The sequence below is a fragment of the Flagellimonas lutimaris genome (assembly GCF_051494225.1).
Classification (GTDB): Bacteria; Bacteroidota; Bacteroidia; order Flavobacteriales; family Flavobacteriaceae; genus Flagellimonas; species Flagellimonas lutimaris_A.
Window position 1 is genome coordinate 17,858 of record NZ_JBNPYE010000001.1, and the last position, 20,566, is coordinate 38,423.

The 20,566-nt window shown below is 40.5% G+C and carries 14 protein-coding genes; 8 read left to right on the forward strand and 6 right to left on the reverse strand.

The genetic code is table 11. The features are described from left to right. The first annotated feature begins 341 nt into the window (after window positions 1–341). The 3 genes from ACQQ5U_RS00085 to ACQQ5U_RS00095 are packed head-to-tail and all read left to right on the forward strand — an operon-like array spanning window position 342 to window position 7,054. Window positions 342–3,362: a SusC/RagA family TonB-linked outer membrane protein gene (locus ACQQ5U_RS00085; protein ID WP_437394899.1), complete on the forward strand. Its 3,021-nt coding sequence runs from the start codon at window positions 342–344 to the stop codon at window positions 3,360–3,362. Window positions 3,363–3,372: 10 nt separating this feature from the next. After that, complete coding sequence (locus ACQQ5U_RS00090; protein WP_090294810.1) at window positions 3,373–4,776, forward strand: RagB/SusD family nutrient uptake outer membrane protein; 1,404 nt, start codon at window positions 3,373–3,375, stop codon at window positions 4,774–4,776. Beyond that, a complete protein-coding gene (locus ACQQ5U_RS00095) occupies window positions 4,763–7,054 on the forward strand; it encodes a zinc-dependent metalloprotease (RefSeq protein WP_090294813.1) in 2,292 nt (763 codons plus the stop codon). Before ACQQ5U_RS00090 ends, ACQQ5U_RS00095 begins: the two co-directional genes overlap by 14 nt. Window positions 7,055–7,111: 57 nt before the next feature. On the opposite strand, the gene ACQQ5U_RS00100 is transcribed toward ACQQ5U_RS00095, so the two are convergent. The 5 genes from ACQQ5U_RS00100 to ACQQ5U_RS00120 all read right to left on the reverse strand — a co-directional run bounded on the left by ACQQ5U_RS00100 (window position 7,112) and on the right by ACQQ5U_RS00120 (window position 10,423). Continuing rightward, window positions 7,112–7,384 (reverse strand): DUF6520 family protein, encoded by a 273-nt coding sequence (locus tag ACQQ5U_RS00100; protein WP_090294815.1) that lies wholly within the window; start codon window positions 7,382–7,384, stop codon window positions 7,112–7,114. A 98-nt stretch (window positions 7,385–7,482) separates the two neighbouring features. Continuing rightward, on the reverse strand, window positions 7,483–8,553 hold the full coding sequence (locus ACQQ5U_RS00105; RefSeq protein WP_090294817.1) for a hypothetical protein: 1,071 nt from the start codon (window positions 8,551–8,553) through the stop codon (window positions 7,483–7,485). Then, window positions 8,550–8,996, reverse strand: coding sequence for a MauE/DoxX family redox-associated membrane protein (locus ACQQ5U_RS00110; RefSeq protein ID WP_090294819.1), 447 nt, complete (start codon window positions 8,994–8,996; stop codon window positions 8,550–8,552). The genes ACQQ5U_RS00105 and ACQQ5U_RS00110 overlap by 4 nt, the downstream gene beginning before the upstream one ends. A 96-nt stretch (window positions 8,997–9,092) precedes the next feature. Then, window positions 9,093–10,019: a helix-turn-helix domain-containing protein gene (locus ACQQ5U_RS00115; protein WP_090294821.1), complete on the reverse strand. Its 927-nt coding sequence runs from the start codon at window positions 10,017–10,019 to the stop codon at window positions 9,093–9,095. Between the two features lie 17 nt (window positions 10,020–10,036). Continuing rightward, the gene (locus ACQQ5U_RS00120; protein ID WP_090294824.1) at window positions 10,037–10,423 is read right to left on the reverse strand and encodes a DUF7793 family protein; all 387 of its coding nucleotides are present in this window, start codon (window positions 10,421–10,423) and stop codon (window positions 10,037–10,039) included. A 197-nt stretch (window positions 10,424–10,620) separates the two neighbouring features. On the opposite strand from ACQQ5U_RS00120, the gene ACQQ5U_RS00125 reads away from it, so the two are divergent. The 5 genes from ACQQ5U_RS00125 (at window position 10,621) to ACQQ5U_RS00145 (ending at window position 15,639) form a co-directional block, all read left to right on the forward strand. Next, window positions 10,621–13,023, forward strand: a complete 2,403-nt coding sequence (locus tag ACQQ5U_RS00125) for an aminotransferase class I/II-fold pyridoxal phosphate-dependent enzyme (RefSeq protein WP_090294825.1) — start codon at window positions 10,621–10,623, stop codon at window positions 13,021–13,023. A 15-nt stretch (window positions 13,024–13,038) separates the two neighbouring features. After that, window positions 13,039–13,878, forward strand: coding sequence for an RteC domain-containing protein (locus tag ACQQ5U_RS00130; protein ID WP_090294826.1), 840 nt, complete (start codon window positions 13,039–13,041; stop codon window positions 13,876–13,878). 280 nt (window positions 13,879–14,158) lie between these two features. Then, entirely contained in the window at window positions 14,159–14,437 is a 279-nt protein-coding gene (locus tag ACQQ5U_RS00135) for a helix-turn-helix domain-containing protein (RefSeq protein WP_090294828.1), read from the forward strand. Between the two features lie 3 nt (window positions 14,438–14,440). Continuing rightward, window positions 14,441–14,980 (forward strand): hypothetical protein, encoded by a 540-nt coding sequence (locus ACQQ5U_RS00140; RefSeq protein WP_090294831.1) that lies wholly within the window; start codon window positions 14,441–14,443, stop codon window positions 14,978–14,980. Beyond that, window positions 14,977–15,639 carry an ATPase gene (locus ACQQ5U_RS00145; protein WP_090294833.1) on the forward strand — a complete coding sequence of 221 codons (663 nt, stop codon included), beginning with the start codon at window positions 14,977–14,979 and terminating at the stop codon, window positions 15,637–15,639. The genes ACQQ5U_RS00140 and ACQQ5U_RS00145 overlap by 4 nt, the downstream gene beginning before the upstream one ends. Before the next feature lie 432 nt (window positions 15,640–16,071). On the opposite strand, the gene ACQQ5U_RS00150 is transcribed toward ACQQ5U_RS00145, so the two are convergent. After that, window positions 16,072–20,541, reverse strand: a complete 4,470-nt coding sequence (locus tag ACQQ5U_RS00150; RefSeq protein ID WP_090294835.1) for a restriction endonuclease — start codon at window positions 20,539–20,541, stop codon at window positions 16,072–16,074. Window positions 20,542–20,566: the final 25 nt, after the last annotated feature.

Sequence of the window (20,566 nt, forward strand, 5' to 3'; positions counted from 1 at the left end):
AAAAGAAGCCAAAGAACCCCGTATAATTCCAAGACTAGGGTTGTGGGATACACGTTACACTATTTTCCGGTTCACGATATTTCTTTGCCTCACAACCGACGACTACACTTTTAGGGCAACCGGCCCTAGTAAACTTTTCTAGTCTAATTCATTTAGGAGTCCCATTTCAAGAGCGTTTGCTGCTTGGACAGGATGGCCTTTGTCCGAACCTTGGCCTTATCAAGTTACAATTTTGTGGTGACTTGGGGGCAGTGTATACAAAAAACCTCCAGACAGGGTAGTAATTGGCTGGAGGCATGATTCAATTGAAACTTGCTGTTTAATTAAACTAACTCAAAATTATGAAGAAATTATCTTTTTATGTAAACAGGAAAACCCTGTTCTTACTATTCCACTTATTGTTGGCACCATTGCTAACGTCATCCATGGTGGCTGGTCTTTCCATTCAATCAAAAGTCACCGGAAAAGTGACCGATAGCGACGGGTTGCCCATTGCGGGGGTCAATATTGTGGTAGAGTCCAAGAATGTTGGGAGCATCTCGGACATGGATGGGTCCTTTAGTATCCAAGCTGGTCCGAACGATGTCCTTGTATTTTCCATGGTAGGTTTTAAACACTTGTCCGTTCCCATATTTGGAAGGGATGAAATAATTGTCCAAATGCAGGAGGATGTGACCGCTTTGGGAGAAGTAGTACTCAATGCAGGATATTATACTGTTTCAGAAAAGGAACGTACCGGTAGCATTGTCAAGGTAAAATCCATGGACCTTGAAAAGCAACCCATTTCCAATCCGATTGCCGGTCTTCAAGGCAGGGCAACAGGGGTGCAAATCCAACAGACTTCGGGTCTGCCAGGTGCTAATTTCAATATCCAAATCCGAGGACAGAACAGTATACGCTCCGTGGGCAATGATCCCCTCTATATTATTGACGGTGTACCATTTTCCTCGGTCAGCCTAGGGGAACAGCAAGCTTCCATTGCCTTGCCGGGCACAGGCATCAGTCCTTTGAATAACCTGGACCCCAATACCATTGAGAGCATCGAGATCTTAAAGGATGCGGATGCCACGGCCATTTATGGATCCCGCGGTGCCAATGGCGTTGTCCTAATTACCACAAAAAAAGGAAAAGGCGGCCCTACCCAAATATCCTTTAATGTCTTTACAGGTCTTGGGAGTGTCACCAATACCTTGGATATGCTCAATACGGCGGAATATCTTGAACTGCGTAACGAGGCCTATGCCAATGATGGTGTGGACCCCATTCCCGACAATGCCTATGATGTCAATGGCACATGGAATCCCAATCGTTACACTAATTGGCAAAAGGAGCTATTTGGCAAAACAGCTTTTATGACCAACCTTCAAGGTTCGATATCTGGAGGAGACCAACACACCCAATTTTTGGTCAGTGGCAATTACCATGGCCAGACCGATGTATTGCCCGGTGATTATACAAGTAGCAAGGTCTCCGGGTTGGCCAATATTAGCCATAGGACACTTGATGACCGCTTTTCAGTTCAGCTTTCAACCAACTACTCGTCCGCAGTGAACAATTTGCCCAATGCCAATTCCATGGTTACCCAAGGTATCGTTCTTCCCCCCAATGCCCCTGAACTCTACCAGGAAGATGGCAGTTTGAATTGGGAAAACTCCACTTGGGACAACCCCTTGCGGCATTTGAAAGATAGTTACAATTCCCGTACCACAACCTTTATTGGGAATATGAGACTTGCATATACATTGATGCCCGAGCTTCAATTCATGGCCAATTTGGGATATACCGAAAACCACATCAAAGAAATCAGATTGGTTCCATCTACAAGAATCGACCCTGCTTTTGGCATAGGAAGTGAAAATTCCTATGCGGTGCACAACACAGGGGAAAGGAATTCTTGGATCATTGAGCCCCAACTCGTATGGAACCATGGTTTCGGAAAGTTGAGCCTGCAGAGCTTGGTAGGCCTATCCTTTCAAGAACAATCCAGTGAACAATTGTCCCTTCAAGCCTTTGGGTTCAGTAGCAATAGTTTAATTGAAAGTAAAGCAGCGGCCAATGACCTCAGCGTCTTTGGGGATATAAACCAAAAGTATCGGTATCAAGCCATTTTTGGAAGGTTGAACTTCAATTATCAAGGCAAATATATAGTAAACCTAACCGGAAGAAGGGATGGGTCAAGTCGATTTGGACCTAACAAGCGCTTTTCAAACTTTGGCGCTGCCGGATTGGCTTGGGTATTCTCGGAAGAGCCCTTTATGCAAAAGACATTTCCCTTTCTCAGTTTTGCAAAGATCAAGGGAAGTTATGGGACATCGGGCAATGACCAGATTGGGGACTATCAATATTTGGATACGTATTCCTTTGGCAACCTACAGTACCAAAATAGTCTTGGATTGTACCCGACCCGTCTTTTCAATCCTGACTTTAGTTGGGAACTGAACAAAAAAATGGAGGTGTCCTTGGAATTGGGCCTATTTAAAGATCGTATTCGCTTTATAGGAAATTATTACCGCAGCCGATCCTCCAATCAATTGGTCGGGATACCGTTACCGGCTACTACAGGTTTCGGAAGTATAATCGGGAACTTGGAAGCTACCGTGGAAAACACGGGAATTGAATTGGAATTGGCCACAGTGAATATTCAAAACAAAAACTTTCGTTGGTCGAGTTCCTTTAATCTCACTATTCCCAAAAACAAATTGGTATCCTTTCCAGACTTGGAAGGCTCTACCTATGCCAATCAATTGGTCATAGGGGAACCGTTGAATAGCATCAAACTTTATCAATTAAATGGGGTCGATCCAGAAACTGGACTCTATGAGTTTGAGGACTTCAATGGGGATGGTGAAATCACCTCCGTTGATGACAAACAGGTCATAAAGCATATGAACCCGGAATTCTTTGGTGGCTTAAACAATAGTCTTTCCTTGGGAAAATTCAACTTGGACGTATTGTTCCAGTTCAGCAAACAGATGGGATTCAACTATTGGCGAAACGGAAGCATTCCCGGGAGCAACAGAAACCTCCCCCAACGTCTACTCCAACGATGGCAAACTGAAGGTGATATGGCACCTGTGCAACGGATGACGGTCGGCAGGAGCCTTGATCCACTCATCGGTTATTTCAACCATCAGCAAAGTGATGCCGTGGTGTCCGATGCATCCTACCTCAGATTAAAGACATTGTCCATCTCCTATACTTTGATGGATAAAATAAAGGGTGGTATAGGCTGCGAAATATATGCTAGAGGACAAAACCTGTGGACATGGACCGATTACTTTGGCTTGGACCCAGAAACACAGAGTACCCAAACAGTACCCTCATTGCGGATATTAAGCTTAGGGACAATCATTAAATTTTAAATCAATAGGTATGAAAAAGTATAAACAACCAATTTATAGAAATCCTTTAATAGGGATCTACAAAGTTTTATCCGTGATTTTAATGATAACGGTTTCCTGTGAATCCTTTGTGGAAGTGGACCTTCCACAAGATCAAATTACAGGTGAGGCCGTCTTTGAAGAATCGGGAACCGTTCAGGCCTCACTACAGCATATTTATGCAGAGCTTAGGGACAATGCCTTTACCAGCGGTAAAAGTTTGGGTGTATCCTATCTGATGGGACACTATGCCGATGAACTCCATTTGGTCAATCCCAACCTGAACAATATCCTGTACTACGAGGAAAACAACGTACTGCCCACCGACGACTTTGTACTGGGTTTCTGGAGCAAAGGATACAATTTGATCTATGCGACCAATAGTATCATAGAAGGTCTTACGGTTGATTCTGGCATCCCAGAAGTAGAAAGAAACAATTATTTGGGTGAAGCCTATTTTTTGAGGGCATACCTTCATTTTTATTTGGTGAACCTTTTTGGCCCGGTTCCCTACATCACAAGTACAGATTATACCGAAAACCAAGCTGTATCCCGACAATCAGAAGTGTTGGTCTATGAGCACATAGTGGAGGATTTGATCATGGCCAAAGATCTGTTTTCGGCAACTGAAATAAACGATGATAATTTCAGGCCCGATCATTGGACCGCTGTGGCTTTGTTGGCAAGGGTCTATCTGTACCAAGAAAATTGGGAAAGTGCCAACAAGCAGGCAATCGATTTGATATCCCAAGGTGGTTTTGAACTCCGCACAACACTTGATCAAGTTTTCTTAAAAGATAGTGGGGAAACCATTTGGCAATTGGGTCCAGGTTTGGAAGGAAGGAATACCCATGAGGGTTTTTCGTTTATCGTGAACAGTCCTCCTCCAAACTGTGTGCTATCCGAAAATCTATTGGATAGTTTTGAGACCGGGGATCGACGAAGAAGCCAATGGGTAGGTACGGTGATTGATGGGGAAACCCAATGGCATTTCCCTTACAAATACAAACAGGTTTCCGGCACGGAAACCACACAGGAATGCTCTATATTATTTCGATTGTCAGAGCAGTATTTGATCGCTGCCGAAAGTTTTGCCCAATTGGGAAATACCACAGCTTCTTTGGACTACCTAAACCCCATTCGGGATAGGGCAGGCTTATCCTTCCTCTCCCCAATGCCCAAAGAAGAACTGTTAGACGCTATTTCCCAAGAACGAAGAGTGGAGCTTTTCACGGAACAGGCCCATCGTTTTTTTGACCTAAAACGTACAAACATGGCCAATACCATTCTTTCAAGAATAAAATTAAACTGGGATCCCACCGACATATTATTGCCGGTACCAGATTCGGAACTGTCCATTAATCCCAATCTCAACCCTCAGAATGAAGGCTATTAAACACTTGGTGCGAAGGACAATTGGGTTGGCCATAAGCAGGCCAACCAACCGTCTTATTTTTTTATTTTCATTGTTTTTTGAATTAGCGGTCTGCCCTGTAGTGGGGCAGGCCAACAATGGAATCAAAGCACATTTGAACGAAAACAGGTTGTTCCTATATGTAGAGGATAGCATATTAGGGCAACCCATACTATTTATAAGGCAGGATGTGGGCCAACTCCAAGTAACATGGACAAAAGAAAATGATCACTTGCTGCTTCAAGTATTTCCAATTGTTTCCTTATCCGGAACAACTATTCCGATAAATCAGGATTACAGAAACGAACAAATGATCTTAGGACGATTTCCAATCCTATTGGGGCCAAGTGGCCCCAAAAACTCCGTAATAGATGCCACCGATTTTATGTTGGGAGGCCATATTCCATGGTATCCCAATTATGTAGACGAACCAGCGGTATCCCAATTATCATTTATAGAATCGGTCGGTCATTTAGAGTTTGAGACCTTGATTCGTGTAAAAAAAACCGTGGAATACAAGAGGCAACAAAAAACGGTTGTCATTGATTATAGTTTTCTTTCCTTGCCCGACCCCATGAGGCCAAGGTTGTTCGATCATCGAATGGGATTTGCCACTGAGGATCTTTATGAAACTACACCAAGCATTGGCAGTATCATGCGTTGGCGATTGGAAAAAAAACATAAGGACAGTTTAATCAGTGAACCTGTACGACCCATAATATTTTACTATGGACCCAATCTTCCAGATAAATGGAAGCCCTATGTCAAAGCAGGCATCCTAGAATGGACCAAATCCTTTGAGAAGGCAGGCTTCAAAAATGCGTTGGTGGTCAGGGAATTTCCCCAAGACATTGACCAGTGGGTTACACGGAGTATGCAATTCTCTGTCGTTCGCTGGAAAAATTATGATGGGATAAGGGGCAGTGAGTCAAAAAAAGGGTCTACCGTGAGAAAATATGTGGATTTCCGTACTGGGGAAATCCTTAAAGCGGACATTGTCTTGGGCAGCTCATACCAAAGCCTAGCTGATGAATATTTTGTACGGTGCGCCCCATTGGACCCTCGCGCCCAACAATATCCTTTTCCAAATGGGCTTATGGGACAGCTTATTCAGGTCGTAACGGCCCATGAGGCGGGACACGCTCTTGGCCTAAAGGATGGAAACTTTGGGGAATTCAGTTATCCTGCCCAGAAAATGAGGGATACACATTGGTTGGAAACCATGGGCCATACCCCCAGCATAATGAACTATGCCAGGCACAATTATATGGCACAGCCTGAAGATAGCATTCCCCCGTCCCTATTATTACAGAAGGTTGGACCTATGGATGTGTATCAGATCCAATGGGGTTATTCAGCACTGGAAAGCTTGGTTACTTCTGAACAAGAGCACTTGCAAAAATGGATTCATCAACAAGATTCAATAGCTTGGTACCGTTTTAATAGAGGGGCTTTCAATCTTATTGGACCCGATATGACCAACGAGGTCATGGACAACAATGAGCCCATGACAACAACTTATTTCGGACTGAAAAATATTCAGCGAGTTTTGGAACTACTTCCCAAAGTCGAACAAAAACAATCGGACCCTACATTTTTAAAACGGTTATATCAAAAGACCATAAATCTGTGGTATGATCAGATGCAGCAGGTACTATCCTTAATTGGGGGCTATACCGTACACAATATGTCATGTGGACAGCAAGGCAATTTCTATAATCCTATCAGTGCTGAACGTCAACAGGAGGCAGTGGAATTTTTAAGTTCCCATGCCTTTAGAGTTCCAGATTGGCTTTCGCATCCATCATTCCTTTATCGAATTCAATATTCATCAGATGAGGACTTTTTGATGGACAGCCAATTAAGACTCTTGTCAGATGTGTTAAATTCTTCTCGTTGGCATCGTTTGAAATGGATGGAGGACAATATGGGATACAATTTAATATCCCTAAAGTTAATACAAGCAGTACGAGTTCAACTATTTCAAGAATTGGAATCAACTCATGTCAGCATCGGAAAACGGCGGCAACAGTTACAAAAGGCTTTCATCGAATTGTTGACCAAGGCCATTTCAGAAAACCTCAATTACGGGCGCCCGGAATCAAAGGAAAACTCCTATTTGCATGCGGATTACACAAAGGCCATATTTGAGAACGAGCTCGTTGCTTTGGAAAAGGATGTCAAGAAAAGTTTACGTAGCACAGAAGACGAGATGACCAGAATCCATTTGAAGTGGTGCTTAAATCATATCAAAAAATGATGGGGCACAAAAAAGGTTGGTCTATTGACCAACCTTCCTTTCTAAAAACACTCAGAATCAATCCCTTTTCAATTCATTGATACAGGATGTTCCGTTAAGGCTCAGATCTTTAAAAACAGGGCTATTGTTATATTCACAGGTGTAGTCCCCCTCAATATTACAATCGACATACTGTTCATCACAAGGATTGGCCTGCGATTGATATACATAACCGATCATTAGCCCCTCCTTGTTCACTTTCTCACTGTCCTCAGTGCCAAAGGCACTTGTGGCAAACGCCAATGCTATGGCCACTACTGGAATCAAAAACTTAATTTTCATTCTTTTCATTGTACTAAAATTTAATTATTACTGCGATCTACTCTTATTACGGGTTTTCGATCTTCATCCCGCTACTGGCCAGTAGGTTACTTTCTATTTCGTGTTCCTTACTTATTTGAAATAAAATATTTCTCTACCATATGGTAGATGCCAAGTTTATTCCCCTGCATACTTACCAATCGATTTCCTACAATGTCAAATTCCCTTAGTTTTTCTTTTTTGGTATGGTTTAAAGAAAAACTGAATTCATATGTGCCTTTCTTCCAGTTATAAACATCGATGATGGCTATTTCTTCCAAGTTATTATTGGGCTCATTTTTACCTAGTCGATCAGAATTTATGAACATTAAATCATCAGCAATCGCACCAGTATTGCTTATAATTACTGGTGGAGCACTAATCTGCACGCCTTGCTCCCTACTTTTCTTTGCTAACCTTATCTGAGCCCATTTTGTGGTATCTATTGTAGTACGTCTTATAATTTGGCTCAAGGTGTTGTCCATTACCAAGAACTCATTGGTATAAAAATGGAGATAGCCGGCCATGTTGGTATCATGAGCGTAGTTCAATTCCCCGTCAACATCCATGATGCCATCAATACTTGGTTTTAAAATCGTAGTGTCCAAATGGACTGAAACTCCTTGTTCCCTGGTAATCATACCCAATGTAGCCCTCTGTGTTTGGGTGCTAATGGTTCTGATCATGATTCGATTGCTATCTATAGGAAGGGCCTTACTGAAATAGGCACGCCCATACATCCAAGGGTCAGCACGCCATTCTCCAAGACGCCCCCTCAGTATGAATGGAATCGTACCGTCCATGACGAAGAAGTAAGGTGAAAGGACCTTTATTTGCAGGGAACGATAGGATAGGTCCCTGTTCTGTGGAATCAATTTAAGATGAAAAGTATCCTTGGTGTTCAAGTCAACTTGAAGCAAGTGCCATGGCGCCGTTGAATTACCTAAGTAAAGGTTGTTTTTATCTGCGCCGGCAATATAGTAGGAATTAAACCCCAGATCCATGTAATATTTTTTGATAATAGGGTGTGGCGGATATCTCCTACTGAAGGCATTGTTATAGTGTACTTGTTGTTCGGATGAGAGGAAGAGAACAATCATAACACCAACAGCAGTACTTAATGTGCCCAATAATTTTATGTAAACCTTCTTTAGATTCATGGCTGTGTTGGTTTAGGTTTTGTTTTGGACTCCAATAACACAATGCCCATTATGGATAAAACTATAAAGGCCAAATTGAAAATGATATGTTCCGTCCAACCCAGTTCTTCAAGAACACCACCACAGGAACACGGAACGTAATCGCTAAAGTTGAGAACCAAAATGATATAAGTCGTGAACATGGTCATCAAGGCAATTGTAGCATAAAGACCCACCAAACGAAAGGAATCCTTTAAAAGCAGCAATGCCAAAACATATTCGGTAATAGGAACCATCCATACTAACCCATCCGCATAGGCAGTCAAGATCGGGGATTGTCCCAACTGAATTTTGAATTGTTGGAAATCCATAAGTTTGCTGGTAGCCGCATAGATGAATAGGATGGCACAAAGCATACTAATGGAAAAAGGGAACCAGGCATATATTTTTTTTGAACCTTTCATATCCTTTGGATTGATATGACAAATTTCGGAAGTTTGAAGTATCTCTAAGGGAGTAATTGTTATCTGATACGGAGTAAATGCATGATTATGAGTTTTTTAAGACCTTAAATCAGTTGGGGACATTCCATATTTATCCTTGAATGCCCTTGAAAAATGGGTCTTGCTCTTGAACCCGGTCATTTGGATGATCTGCTTTATGGTCAAGGTACTGTGCTTGATCAGGGTCTTTGCCATTCTGAGACGTTCCCTGGTCAGAAATCTAAAAATGGTCGTACCGTAGATCTGTTTGAAACCATATTTTAGTTTGTACTCATTGGTGCCCATCTGTCGTGCAAGGTCATTCAACCTTGGAAGGTCCTTTTCCAGATTGTTGATGATCATATCGTGGACATCCCTGATGATCTGGATATCCTCTGGGGTCAAGGTGACCTTGTGTTCCTTGATTCCCTTGGTCACTTTGAGCGTTTTTTTGGGAAGTCCAGTGTCAAAAGGCTCCCCTTTGGAAAAGAAGACCGAGTCCAAAAGGATTTTTTGACCGCTCCCATCCAAGGCTTGATAGACCGATAGTTGACAATCCTTGGAGAGCACAAGACCATCGTTCGTAACGAATTCCAAGAACAATACCGTTTCTGATCGCTCCCTTTTCAGATGTTTGGCCATCTTCTTGGTCCATTTTTTTCCAGACTTTTCACTTAGGAATTCAGTGATATGTTTTCCGATAAGATCTTTTGGGAGATAAGACATTAAAGAGCAGGTTCCGTTGGTGACCAATTCTATTTGACCCTGCGCATCTAGGATAAGGGACAGTTGGATGACACACTGTGGGGTGTTGTGCGCATTGGCAAAACCCTGATGGATAAAGGCAGCACCTATTTCCTCATTGACCATGTTCAGCAGGACCACCAAGGAAGCGATATTGTCATTTTTATCTGAAGGTTCAATGGAATAAAAGAAATTGCCCTTGGCCATTTCCAAGAGCATCTTTTGGATTCGTTTCACCCTAAAGTCATCACTGTTCGGCATATTCCTTTATATAATGGTTAGTTTCCATCCTTTTCTTCTATGCCCAAAAAGGCCAAGGCCTCCGATTTATTGTCAAAGGATTGTGTAGGTACCTTTTGGGCATGGGTATCCAAATAAATGGAACTGATCATGTCCGTAACCGGGGGATCGATCAAAAAGGCCAGTTTCTCTATCCAAAGAGATCCTTCCAAGGCTAGGTAATCCCTGGCCGCTTTATTTATATTGCGTACCTCGCGGATGTCACAGAGTACGGGCATTTCTCTTCCTTCCTGTAATTGCATCCTGTCCATAACAATGACCTGGGCTGCCTTGAGGTCTATACAAGGTGCTTTCTTGTAAATGATATGTATTAGGCGATCGGTCAATAGATAAACGGTATAAGTGTTTTCATGTGTTTTTTTCATAGCTGAAAACTGGTTAGTACGAGTAATTTACAAAATTATTGTAATTGAGTTGTTCGTTTAGGCGCCATTGACCTTAATAAAAGGATTTCAGTTATCTGAAAAGGAGTATATGTTATCTAAAAAGGATTAAATAATAGATAAACTATCTATTAACTGACAAAAACCGTTTCTTTTTATCACAATTTAAAGCAAACATTATGGCCAAGATCAAACACCACAATTTTTTGAATACCGTACACGAAGTGTTCACAGATGCAAAACAGGCTGGGGTATTGCACCTCTATGCAGGGGGCAGTTCCTTTTCGGGAAGGACCATTGAAGTCGAGGGGAGGGAACTGTACCATTTTGGGACAACGGGTTACCTCGGATTGGAACAAGATCCTAGGTTAAAGAAAGCCGCAATGGATGCCATAGCTAAATATGGGACCCAGTTTCCACTCTCCAAATCCTATATTTCCAATCCATTGTACGAGGAATTGGAAGCGTCCATCGGGAAAATGTATGGGTATCCCATCATCATAACCAAGAACAGTACCTTAGGGCATTTGGGGGTAATCCCCAGTGCCGTTGATGACGACGATGTGATCATCTTGGACCATCAAGTCCATTGGAGTGTCCAAAATGCGGCCAAAATGTTGAAAACACGCAGCATTCCCATTGAACTGATACGCCACAATAATCTGGAGATGTTAGAGGATAAGATTAAGAAGTACCGACATTCCATAAGGCATATCTGGTATATGGCCGATGGTATTTATTCCATGTACGGGGACTATGCTCCTGTTAAGGATTTGATGAAGCTTTCTGAAAAATACCCACAATTGCATTTCTATTTCGATGATGTGCACGGGATGAGCTGGGTGGGCCGAAACGGGACGGGCTATGTGTTGGATCAATTGGGGGAGCTTCCCGAAAATGTGCTATTGTTCGGGACCTTGAGCAAGACTTTTGGGGCCAGTGGGGCCGTATTGGCCTGCTCCAATGCCAAAATGTACGACAAGATCAAGACCTTTGGTGGGCCATTGACCTTTTCGGCACAGTTGGAACCGGCCTCGGTGGCCGCTGCCATTGCCTCCGCAGGGATTCATTTGTCGGATGAGATCTATGACTTGCAAGGGGAGTTGCGGGAACGGATCGATTATTTCAATGCCTGTTTGTTGGATACGGAACTACCTTTGATTGATCAAAATACTTCTCCTGTTTTTTATATCGGTACCGGGATGCCCAAGACAGGGTACAACTTTGTCAACCGATTGATGCAGGAAGGGTTTTATGTGAACCTCGGTATTTTTCCTGCTGTACCGGTAAAGAACACCGGGGTGCGTATTACAATCTCCAGGCATAATCAAAAGGATGAAATTAAAGCCTTGGTAGAGGCCATGGCTTATCACTTTCCCAAAGCATTGGAAGAAACCGGTACAGATGCCCAGCGGGTATTCCATGCCTTTAAATTGGAATACAAAAAAGAGCAGACACAGAAATCTTTTGAAGGATTGACAATGAAGGTGGTGGAGTCCATCGATCAGGTGGACAAGGAAGTGTGGAACTCCTATATGGGTGGGCAAGGGGTTTATGACTGGGATGGACTCAAATTCCTGGAAACGGTATTCCAAGGTAATATTCAAAAGGAACATAATTGGACCTTCCAATATGTGGTCATTTCGGATGATCATGACATCCCTGTTTTAATGACCTTTATGGCACTGGGGCTTTGGAAGGATGATATGTTGGCGGATGCCAAGGTTTCAGCAGCCATTGAGGAAGAGCGCAAGTTGGCACCTTATAAACTTTCATCCATGGTTCTTTCCATGGGATGTCTGTTCACCGAAGGAGATCATCTGTATTGGAATGCTGAACATCCATTGGTGGATAAAGCAACGAACTTCTTTTTGGAGTTTATGGAAAAACAGGAACTGGCGTTAGGTGCTAAAATGACCGTACTTCGGGATTTTCCAAAGGAGTCACTGTGGAACAATGAACTCTATGGACAGGGATTTCTTCGTATTCAAATGCCCAATTCCTGTACCGTGGATCTAAATGGATCGGAGAGTATTGAAACCTATGTGGAGCAACTCTCAGCGAGGAACAGACGGCATTTCAGGACCGATATCCAACCCTTTTTGGATTTGGTGGATTGTCGAGTGTCTTCAAATCTTTCCGCTTTACAATTAGCACAAGTAAGGACACTTTTTGGGGAGGTGCAGGCCAGAAACTTGGGGCTCAATACATTTTCATTCCCGGAAGGGTTGTTTGAACGAATGAACGAAAACCCATTATGGGAATTCATTGTTCTGTGTCCTAAAAATGGACCAAATCGAATTGTTGGTGTCATGTTCTGTTATAACAACGGTGGCCAGGTCTATGTGCCTGCCTTTGTCGGAATGGACTATGATGGTTTGGAAACGTTTTCTACTTATAGGCAATTGCTCTACAGAACCATTGACAGGGCCATTGCCTTGAAAATCCCTAAGATCGATTTTGGGATGACCGCTTCTTTCGAGAAACGGAAGCTAGGCGCTGTGGTTCATGAAAAATATGCCTATCTGCATACACGTGATAATTTTATCCTGGAGCTATTGGGAGTCATGGAAGGACAGTAATAAATATGGAATACCATGAAATATCAAAAGCTGCTATCAGAATTTGAGGGACAATTGGATACCTTGGAGAGTGGGAACGGGGACGTGCTCTTCAAAGCGGAAAAAGGCATTGCCCTGGTGGAAAAAAGCATCCGTAAACTTCAAAAACAGATAACGGGGAAATCTTTTGAGACCCAAGCTGATGAAATTTACTTTTTCAAGCATGTCAAACCCCAGATCTTTAGCAAGTTGATTTATTATGTTCGACTCTTCAACATCGAGAGCAAACGGCCCAGGGGAAACAATGCCGCCCAGATCAAATACCTGCAGCACCAAATCGATAAGTTCCAGACCTTTTTTAATGATAACCTTGAATTTTATAACTATTACCGTCGAGGGGCCATGTCCCTTGATGAACAATATTTTGTAAGGGGCAACAGAGACCTACGATTACCCTTGGAATCATTTCATTTCCTTATCGATGACCAGTTCTCCACCTGTCAGGATGGGACTGTGGCCATCATCATGGCCTATGATATGCTTATTGTGTACCTCAGAAAGGAAGTGGACGACCTGCAAAACAATTTGGAACCCCAAAAGAACACACTTATGGAAAAACCTTCAAAATTATTTTGGACCGGTAGCAAGACCGATCTCATTGAATTGTTATATGCACTTCAATCCAGTAAATGTATCAATAGTGGGACTGTTGACATTAAGGAAATGGCATCTCATTTTGAACACTTTTACAATGTGGACCTGGGCAATTACTATCACACTTTTATTGATATCCGATCTCGAAAGAGCAGTCGCACAAGGTTTTTGGAAAGGCTTATCGAGAAGCTCAATGAGCGGATGGAATCCCTCGAAGAATAGGATTTGTTTTTCCCAAGTTGGTACCAACTTGGGAATTTTTGTTTTCAGACCTTTCGAGGAATCATTTTGCCCATTTTCAAGAAATTTCAATGATTCCAAAAGTCCAATTGGCATCAATACAATCTAAATTTTATTAAAAAAAATCCTTACCAAGTTGGTAACAACTTGGGAATTTTTTCCAAAAAGCTTTTTCAGTTTTGTTCCTGAAAGTCAAATCAGTGGAAGGGCCACCAAATTGAATGAACCCATGGCGGTGGTCCTTTTTTAAAACGTAAAAAGTATGGGAGCGACCATTATCACGTCAGAGGACCTCATGGAGTTCAAGATCGAACTACTGGAGGACATCAAGGAACTATTACAGAACAGCCAGACCCAATCGGGAAAAAAGTGGCTCAAATCCAATGAGGTCAGGGACCTATTGGGCATCTCACCCGGAACACTGCAAAACTTGAGAGTCAATGGGACACTGCCCTATACCAGGATCGGTGGTGTATTGTACTACGAATACCATGAAATCATGGAAGTACTGGAAAAGAACAAGATCCAAAACCGAATCTAAATCTTGGAAGAAATCAATTATATCAAGCACCTGAACGGCGTGTTGGCTCAAATTGCAAAGGACAACCGTTTGAACCCGACCCATATCAGCCTGTATATTGGGCTCTTCCAATTATGGAACCAAAATTATTTCGTAGCTGATTTCTATATCAGCAGGGAAGAGGCAATGGCCTATGCCAAGATAGGTTCAAAATCGACCTATCATCGCTGTATACGTGAGCTCAGCCATTGGAAATATATCCTGTATTCCCCATCTCACAATCCCTATAAAGGCAGTCGTATCAAGATGTTCAATTTTGGGACAAGCTATGGACAAGTATTGGACCAGCACCGTACCAAAATTGGGACAAGCAATGGACAAGCGTTGGTACCTATAAACAAACATAAACAAACAAATAAAAACAATACAAACAGGAAGAAACAAGAAAAATTAAAAAAGAAATTCTTTCAGGTTAATGAAAACAATGGCAAACGCACTCGCACTGTCCCAAATGAAGACAACCTTAGGACCGGTAAGGACAAGGACTACAATGAACCTCTATGAATTACAGGGCTCCACATATCATCACCGAAGGTGCCATCAACTATGAGCTGGGTTCATTGAAGGGCCGTGAGATAAGGTATGATTTTGAAAAAATCCTGTTCTATCTCGATGCAAAGGGAAAACTCCTGTTTGGCAGAAAATTCAAGATATACAAAGAAGACCGGGAGATTTTGTATAAACTTAGCCTCTACTTTATCCGGGACCGCGACCGTTGTAAACAGTTTGGAATCGATGTGGATAAGGGTCTTCTTCTCTCTGGTCCGGTAGGTTGTGGGAAAACCAGTCTGATGAAACTGTTCAAGTACATGGTCCCACACCAAAGGCCTTATGAGGTCATCCCCAGTCGAAACATTGTATTTGGATTCAATCATCTCGGATATAAAATCATTGGGGATTATGGTAATTCTCAATCCTTTTGTTTTGATGACCTGGGAGTAGAACCTCAAGGCGTCCATTTTGGTAAGGAATGCAATGTCATGGGGGAGATTCTGCTGTCTCGATACGAACTGTTCACTGAGCATAAGTTAAAGACCCATACCACGACCAACCTGAATGCCCAAGAACTTGAAGATCGCTATGGAAATCGAGTTCGCTCAAGGATGCGACAGTTGTTCAATTTGATTGCTTTTGATAAGGGGACAGGGGATAAGAGGAAGTAATGAAGGATTCCCAAATAAGAAAAGAAGTATGCCCCCTCTTTTCAATATCATAAACAATGGTTTTTAATTTAGGATCTAATCTAAAGGTTAGGTGAGATACATTTTTTGATGGATATTTTTCAGATTTTCCACTCTAAGTATAGACAAAGCAAATAGGCGTTGCGATATGGTCCATGAATTAATTGTTATTTTGTTGAATAAAATATATATGAAAGCAGCTCATTTTTAGTATTTATCTATCCATATTTTATTTAAGTGAAGAAAAGACTAAAATATCACATAAAAATAAAGTTAGGTCTGATTTACAATATGTTTGTGCTCTTTTTCGAATTTGGCTTCAACAACAACTTATACCTAAAAGCTACGGTGATTTTGCTAAATCCTAGTGGATACTTTAAAGAGTAAAACTTTTATTTACTTTCTTAAAACCCTCTAGGTTGTCAATCGAATTGCTTGATTAACAGAAACCCGTAAATGATTGTGCCTTAACATAGAATCGAAAATATCCAGGGTTCGATTGACCAATTTTCTGTTTTCTTTCAAATTCATGTTAAGTTTGGAATAAATCGATAAAATTAATTGGACAGGTTCATCCCTATAATATCCTCTTCTTTGTATATCCGGTAATCTATCAAATTTCATGTTTCCAACCAGTTTGAGGCATTCTACGGGATATTCTTTAGTACAACCCATGAGCAACTGTAAGAAATAGCTAGGTTGGGCAAGGCATAGCTTACTTTTGGAGTATGCAATAAGAAAAGAATAGGTTTCCTTGAAATTATTATTTTTAAATTTCCGTAAAACCAATCCTGAATATGCGGAAGCTATCTCTTCATTATCCTGATTTAGAAATTGATGCAAGATTTTAAATGACTTTTCATTAGGCATTCCGTTCCTTTCGAATAAATTGGCCTCTGCAATTTTAAGGGCACAGAGTTTTGCTTTATCACTTGAACGTACAAATCTTCTGTAAAGCTTACCATCATCTATATTATCATCGAGCCAGCTAAGTACGATTACATTACCTTCACTATGCAACTCCTCGTTTTTGATGATTTTCATGAAATACGGATACATTTCCTTATGAAACTTAACGTTAAAGTACTGGGAGGTACTAAAGGAGTTTCTAAGGATGTGAATATCATCGGACTGGATAAGGCTCATGAAAACCGTAAAGCTCCTTTGTAAGTCCAGATAATTCAAATATGCTAATTCCTGCATTACGGCAACCCTGACAGAAACCTGGGGATCGTGGACAGCTTTTTCCACCGTATCAAAAATGATTTCTTCAAATTCACTATGTTCATAGCACCACATCAGTTTATGGATGGCAGCCCCTCTGACTGTATTTAAACTGTCAAATGAAGGGTCATTTTCATTCATTGGCTTTTGGGGATTGGGATGGTTTTTGGCCTTATCACTCAAAAAGTTGACTAAAACTTCATCTACCTGATTATTTTGGATGAGATAGCCGGATTGCCAAATGGCATGTAGAGTGTTGCTCATGTCCAGATCGAGCTGAACAAACAAATCAAAAAGCCATTTTATTTGTTTAGGGCAATATTTAGCATCAATTAGACCATCTATCCCCTTGGAGATATAATCTGCGGAGATACCTTTTTCCTCAAACAATCCTTTGATAAAGTCATAGTATTTATCAGGATCATTTTTGACATTTTCGCCAAATGCCCTTGAGTGCTCATGCTTCCCTCCCTTAGGACCGTAGCCTTCGCGATAAGAATCATTGAATTTGGACATACTTTTCTTCCAGTTTTCCAAATCCATATGTTCATATGCTTTGGAAGATAACGGGGGACCAACGGCATATGCCCCGGAAGAGGATGAAATATCATGGGCCTTATCACTGTTGACGGCCCCAAATCTCCTAAAAAATTCCTGATAGGCCTTTTTCAATTCAGGTATCTGGTCAAGCTCATTTTTCGGGAGTTGTTTTAAAAAGTAGTAACACTTTTTGCCAAAACCACGGAATTGAATTTTCTGCTTTCCATCTTCATCTTCATATTTGTGGTAACCTAAATCATAGGGGCTCTTAATGGTCAACAAAATTTGGGCGATTCTTTTTTTGTTCTCATCGGAAAAATGGGAGAAGTAAGTTCCAATAAGCTGTCTGATGTACAATTGGAATTTATCGTCATAACCATTCAATCCACTTTTATGGTGGATGATATTGATTAATTCAAAAACTGGTTTGGGGTATCTAATACTATCATCATTTAAGGCCAAAACCAAAATTCTAAGAATAAAGACTGCATTGGAATCCTTATACTTATCAAAAAAGTCGATGATATACTTTTTGTCGGATAACTTTGATTTGAGATGTTTGACCAAAAAGTCTTGCAGGAAAATATGTGCATCCTTTTGGGTACTCAAACCATCAATGAATTTTGTACAATTGTAGAACGGACAATCTATTCCTTCATAATTGGAAGGCTCTTGATTATCATCGAGTACCTTTTCATATAACTGGAATATAAATTTGAATGTCTTCTCAGGACTATGTCCATAGAGCTTTTTGATCAACTCTTCCTGGTCGTGAGAAAATTCATTATGATGCCATGAACTATCAGAGTAAAAGATACTGTTGAAAATTGGCAAGAGTAAATTGAATACATACAGCTCATGGTGTTCAAATATTTTTTCAAGTTTTTGATAAAACCAAAAATTGTCCCTCCCTTTGGATTCTTCAAGAAAAGACATATATTTTTCAAAATAGGGGAGTAATTCCTTTTCCTCCCAGTCATCAAGATTCATCAGGATTCTTTCAATAAAATAATCCTTGTCCTTAAAATCAGGTAACCCCTCCAAATACTGCATTACCTGTAAGGGGGCATAGTTTACATTGTTCCTTAAAAAGATCCAGGCAACATTTCTCTTGTATTCAAATATTTTATCAGGATTTTTTTGCTCCAAAAAGTTCCAGTGGATTAAGGTTTGCCTCTTATACAATGTATAAACCTTCGTCAATACCTCATTGTCCCATAACAGGAACTTAGTCGGTATTCCCAATTCAATTAGATAGTTTGTCCAATCTTTGGAAAGTATGGAATGAAGAAATATGTCTTCATATATTTTGTTTTTCAAAATAATAGAATTGACAACCTCTTTTTCTAGGTAAGATGGGCTTTCCAAAATACCTAAATTGTTAATAATAAGGGATTTTATATGAAAACGATATTTGGATGATTTTAGGATGGATTGAATCTGAAGGATATATTTTTTATGGTCATATTCACGTAAATATTCAAAGACCATTTTTAGTATGGACCTTACCTCTAAATTTTGTTCGTTTTCATTAAGGTATGTATAGATGCTGTTTCCTTTTTCAACAAATTGCCTTGAAAAACAATAGTCATAAAATGTTTGATGGAAAAATTGAATGTTCTTGTTTTCAGATACTATTAACTGGTTGCTTAAAAGGTAGTTTAGCTCATTTCCATACTCAGAAAAGAATTGATTTTTAACAATTATCTGCTGTTCATCATACATCCTGGTCGCAATTTCATAGAGTAGTTTGGATAGGTTTGGATTTTGCTCCTTAGCTATCAATTCTTCCCAAAGCGTGTCATACAAGTCTTTTAGGGAGAAAAGTGTGTTAAGATTAATTTTATCCTTATGGGGCAGTTTGCAGAATATTTCCAAATGGTTTGGTGTCCTTAACAGTTCAATGACCTTTTTTTGGGAACAATTGATTTTAAACTTTTGAAGGATTTCGGAAACCTCATTTTCATTTAACAAAGACGCCTTGATGTTATGGAATTGGTTTGATTTGTAGATACTTAATTCGGCATCATATTTCAGGTCATAGGTTCTGGAAGATATTATGATTTTAATATTTTTTTCATCCAACAGCTCATTTATTACCCTACTATAGGTTTGAATATACTGCCTGTTGGAAGAGAGCGTTTGGGACAGGGCATCCAATTGATCAATAATAATAGTAAGTTTCCTTTTATGGATATTTAATGCTCTTATGATACTTGAAAATTTTATCCGATCATCCAAAAAGATTTTATTTTCCAATTCTTTAGGAGATAGGGCATAGTATTTGTCCGCTTTGATGCCTAAGACCAAATGGCCGTCCTTCACCAATTGATCATAAACGTCCTTAAGAATTACGGATTTTCCCATCCCTTTTTCTCCTTCGAGGACAAGGAGATTTCTTTTGGGGGATTTTAAATCTGCGTTTATCCAATCAATAATCTCCTTTGATTCTTTTCTGTGTATATGGGTATTGGGATTTATTGCAAAGTAGTTTTTTAAATTTGATAGGAAGTATGATGCTTTGGTAAACGATTTGTCAAAAACTTCAAAATCGATTTTTGATACTATCTGATTATAGGCCTCTTCCCCACAAAAAGCCTTGCACCACTCATCACCAAAAAAATCACACACAATTTGTGGATGGGTCTTGAGAGCGCTATTCAGGAAGGAGCTGTCCCATTTTACAATCTGTTTAGTATACTTTTTTTCAAATTCATCTTTTATTTCCTCAAACCTCGTTTGAAGCTTTACATCCATGAAATCGGCCGTAGTGCAGATATAGAATTTTATGGATTTATCAAACCATTCCCCTTCCTTAAATGCTGATATAACTTTGTTTAGGTCCGTGACGGTTATTGAGCTATATCTTTTACATTGAAATGTATAATACTTTTCCGGCTCTTTTCTAGCATAGATATCGATACCATCTTGTTTTTGACCTTTCCTTCCTAGGATTTCACAATCGGATCTTTGAAAGCCTTCAACGAATTCGACCATCCTCAAACAGAGTTTTTCAAAATCTTCCCAACCCATATCCCGTATGGGAAGTTCCATTTGATTCTTGCGAATCGGTAGGGTAGAATCTCTATTCGGTGGTTTGTCTAAATACTCCGGTTCCATTACACTTTGGGGATGGTTATATGTT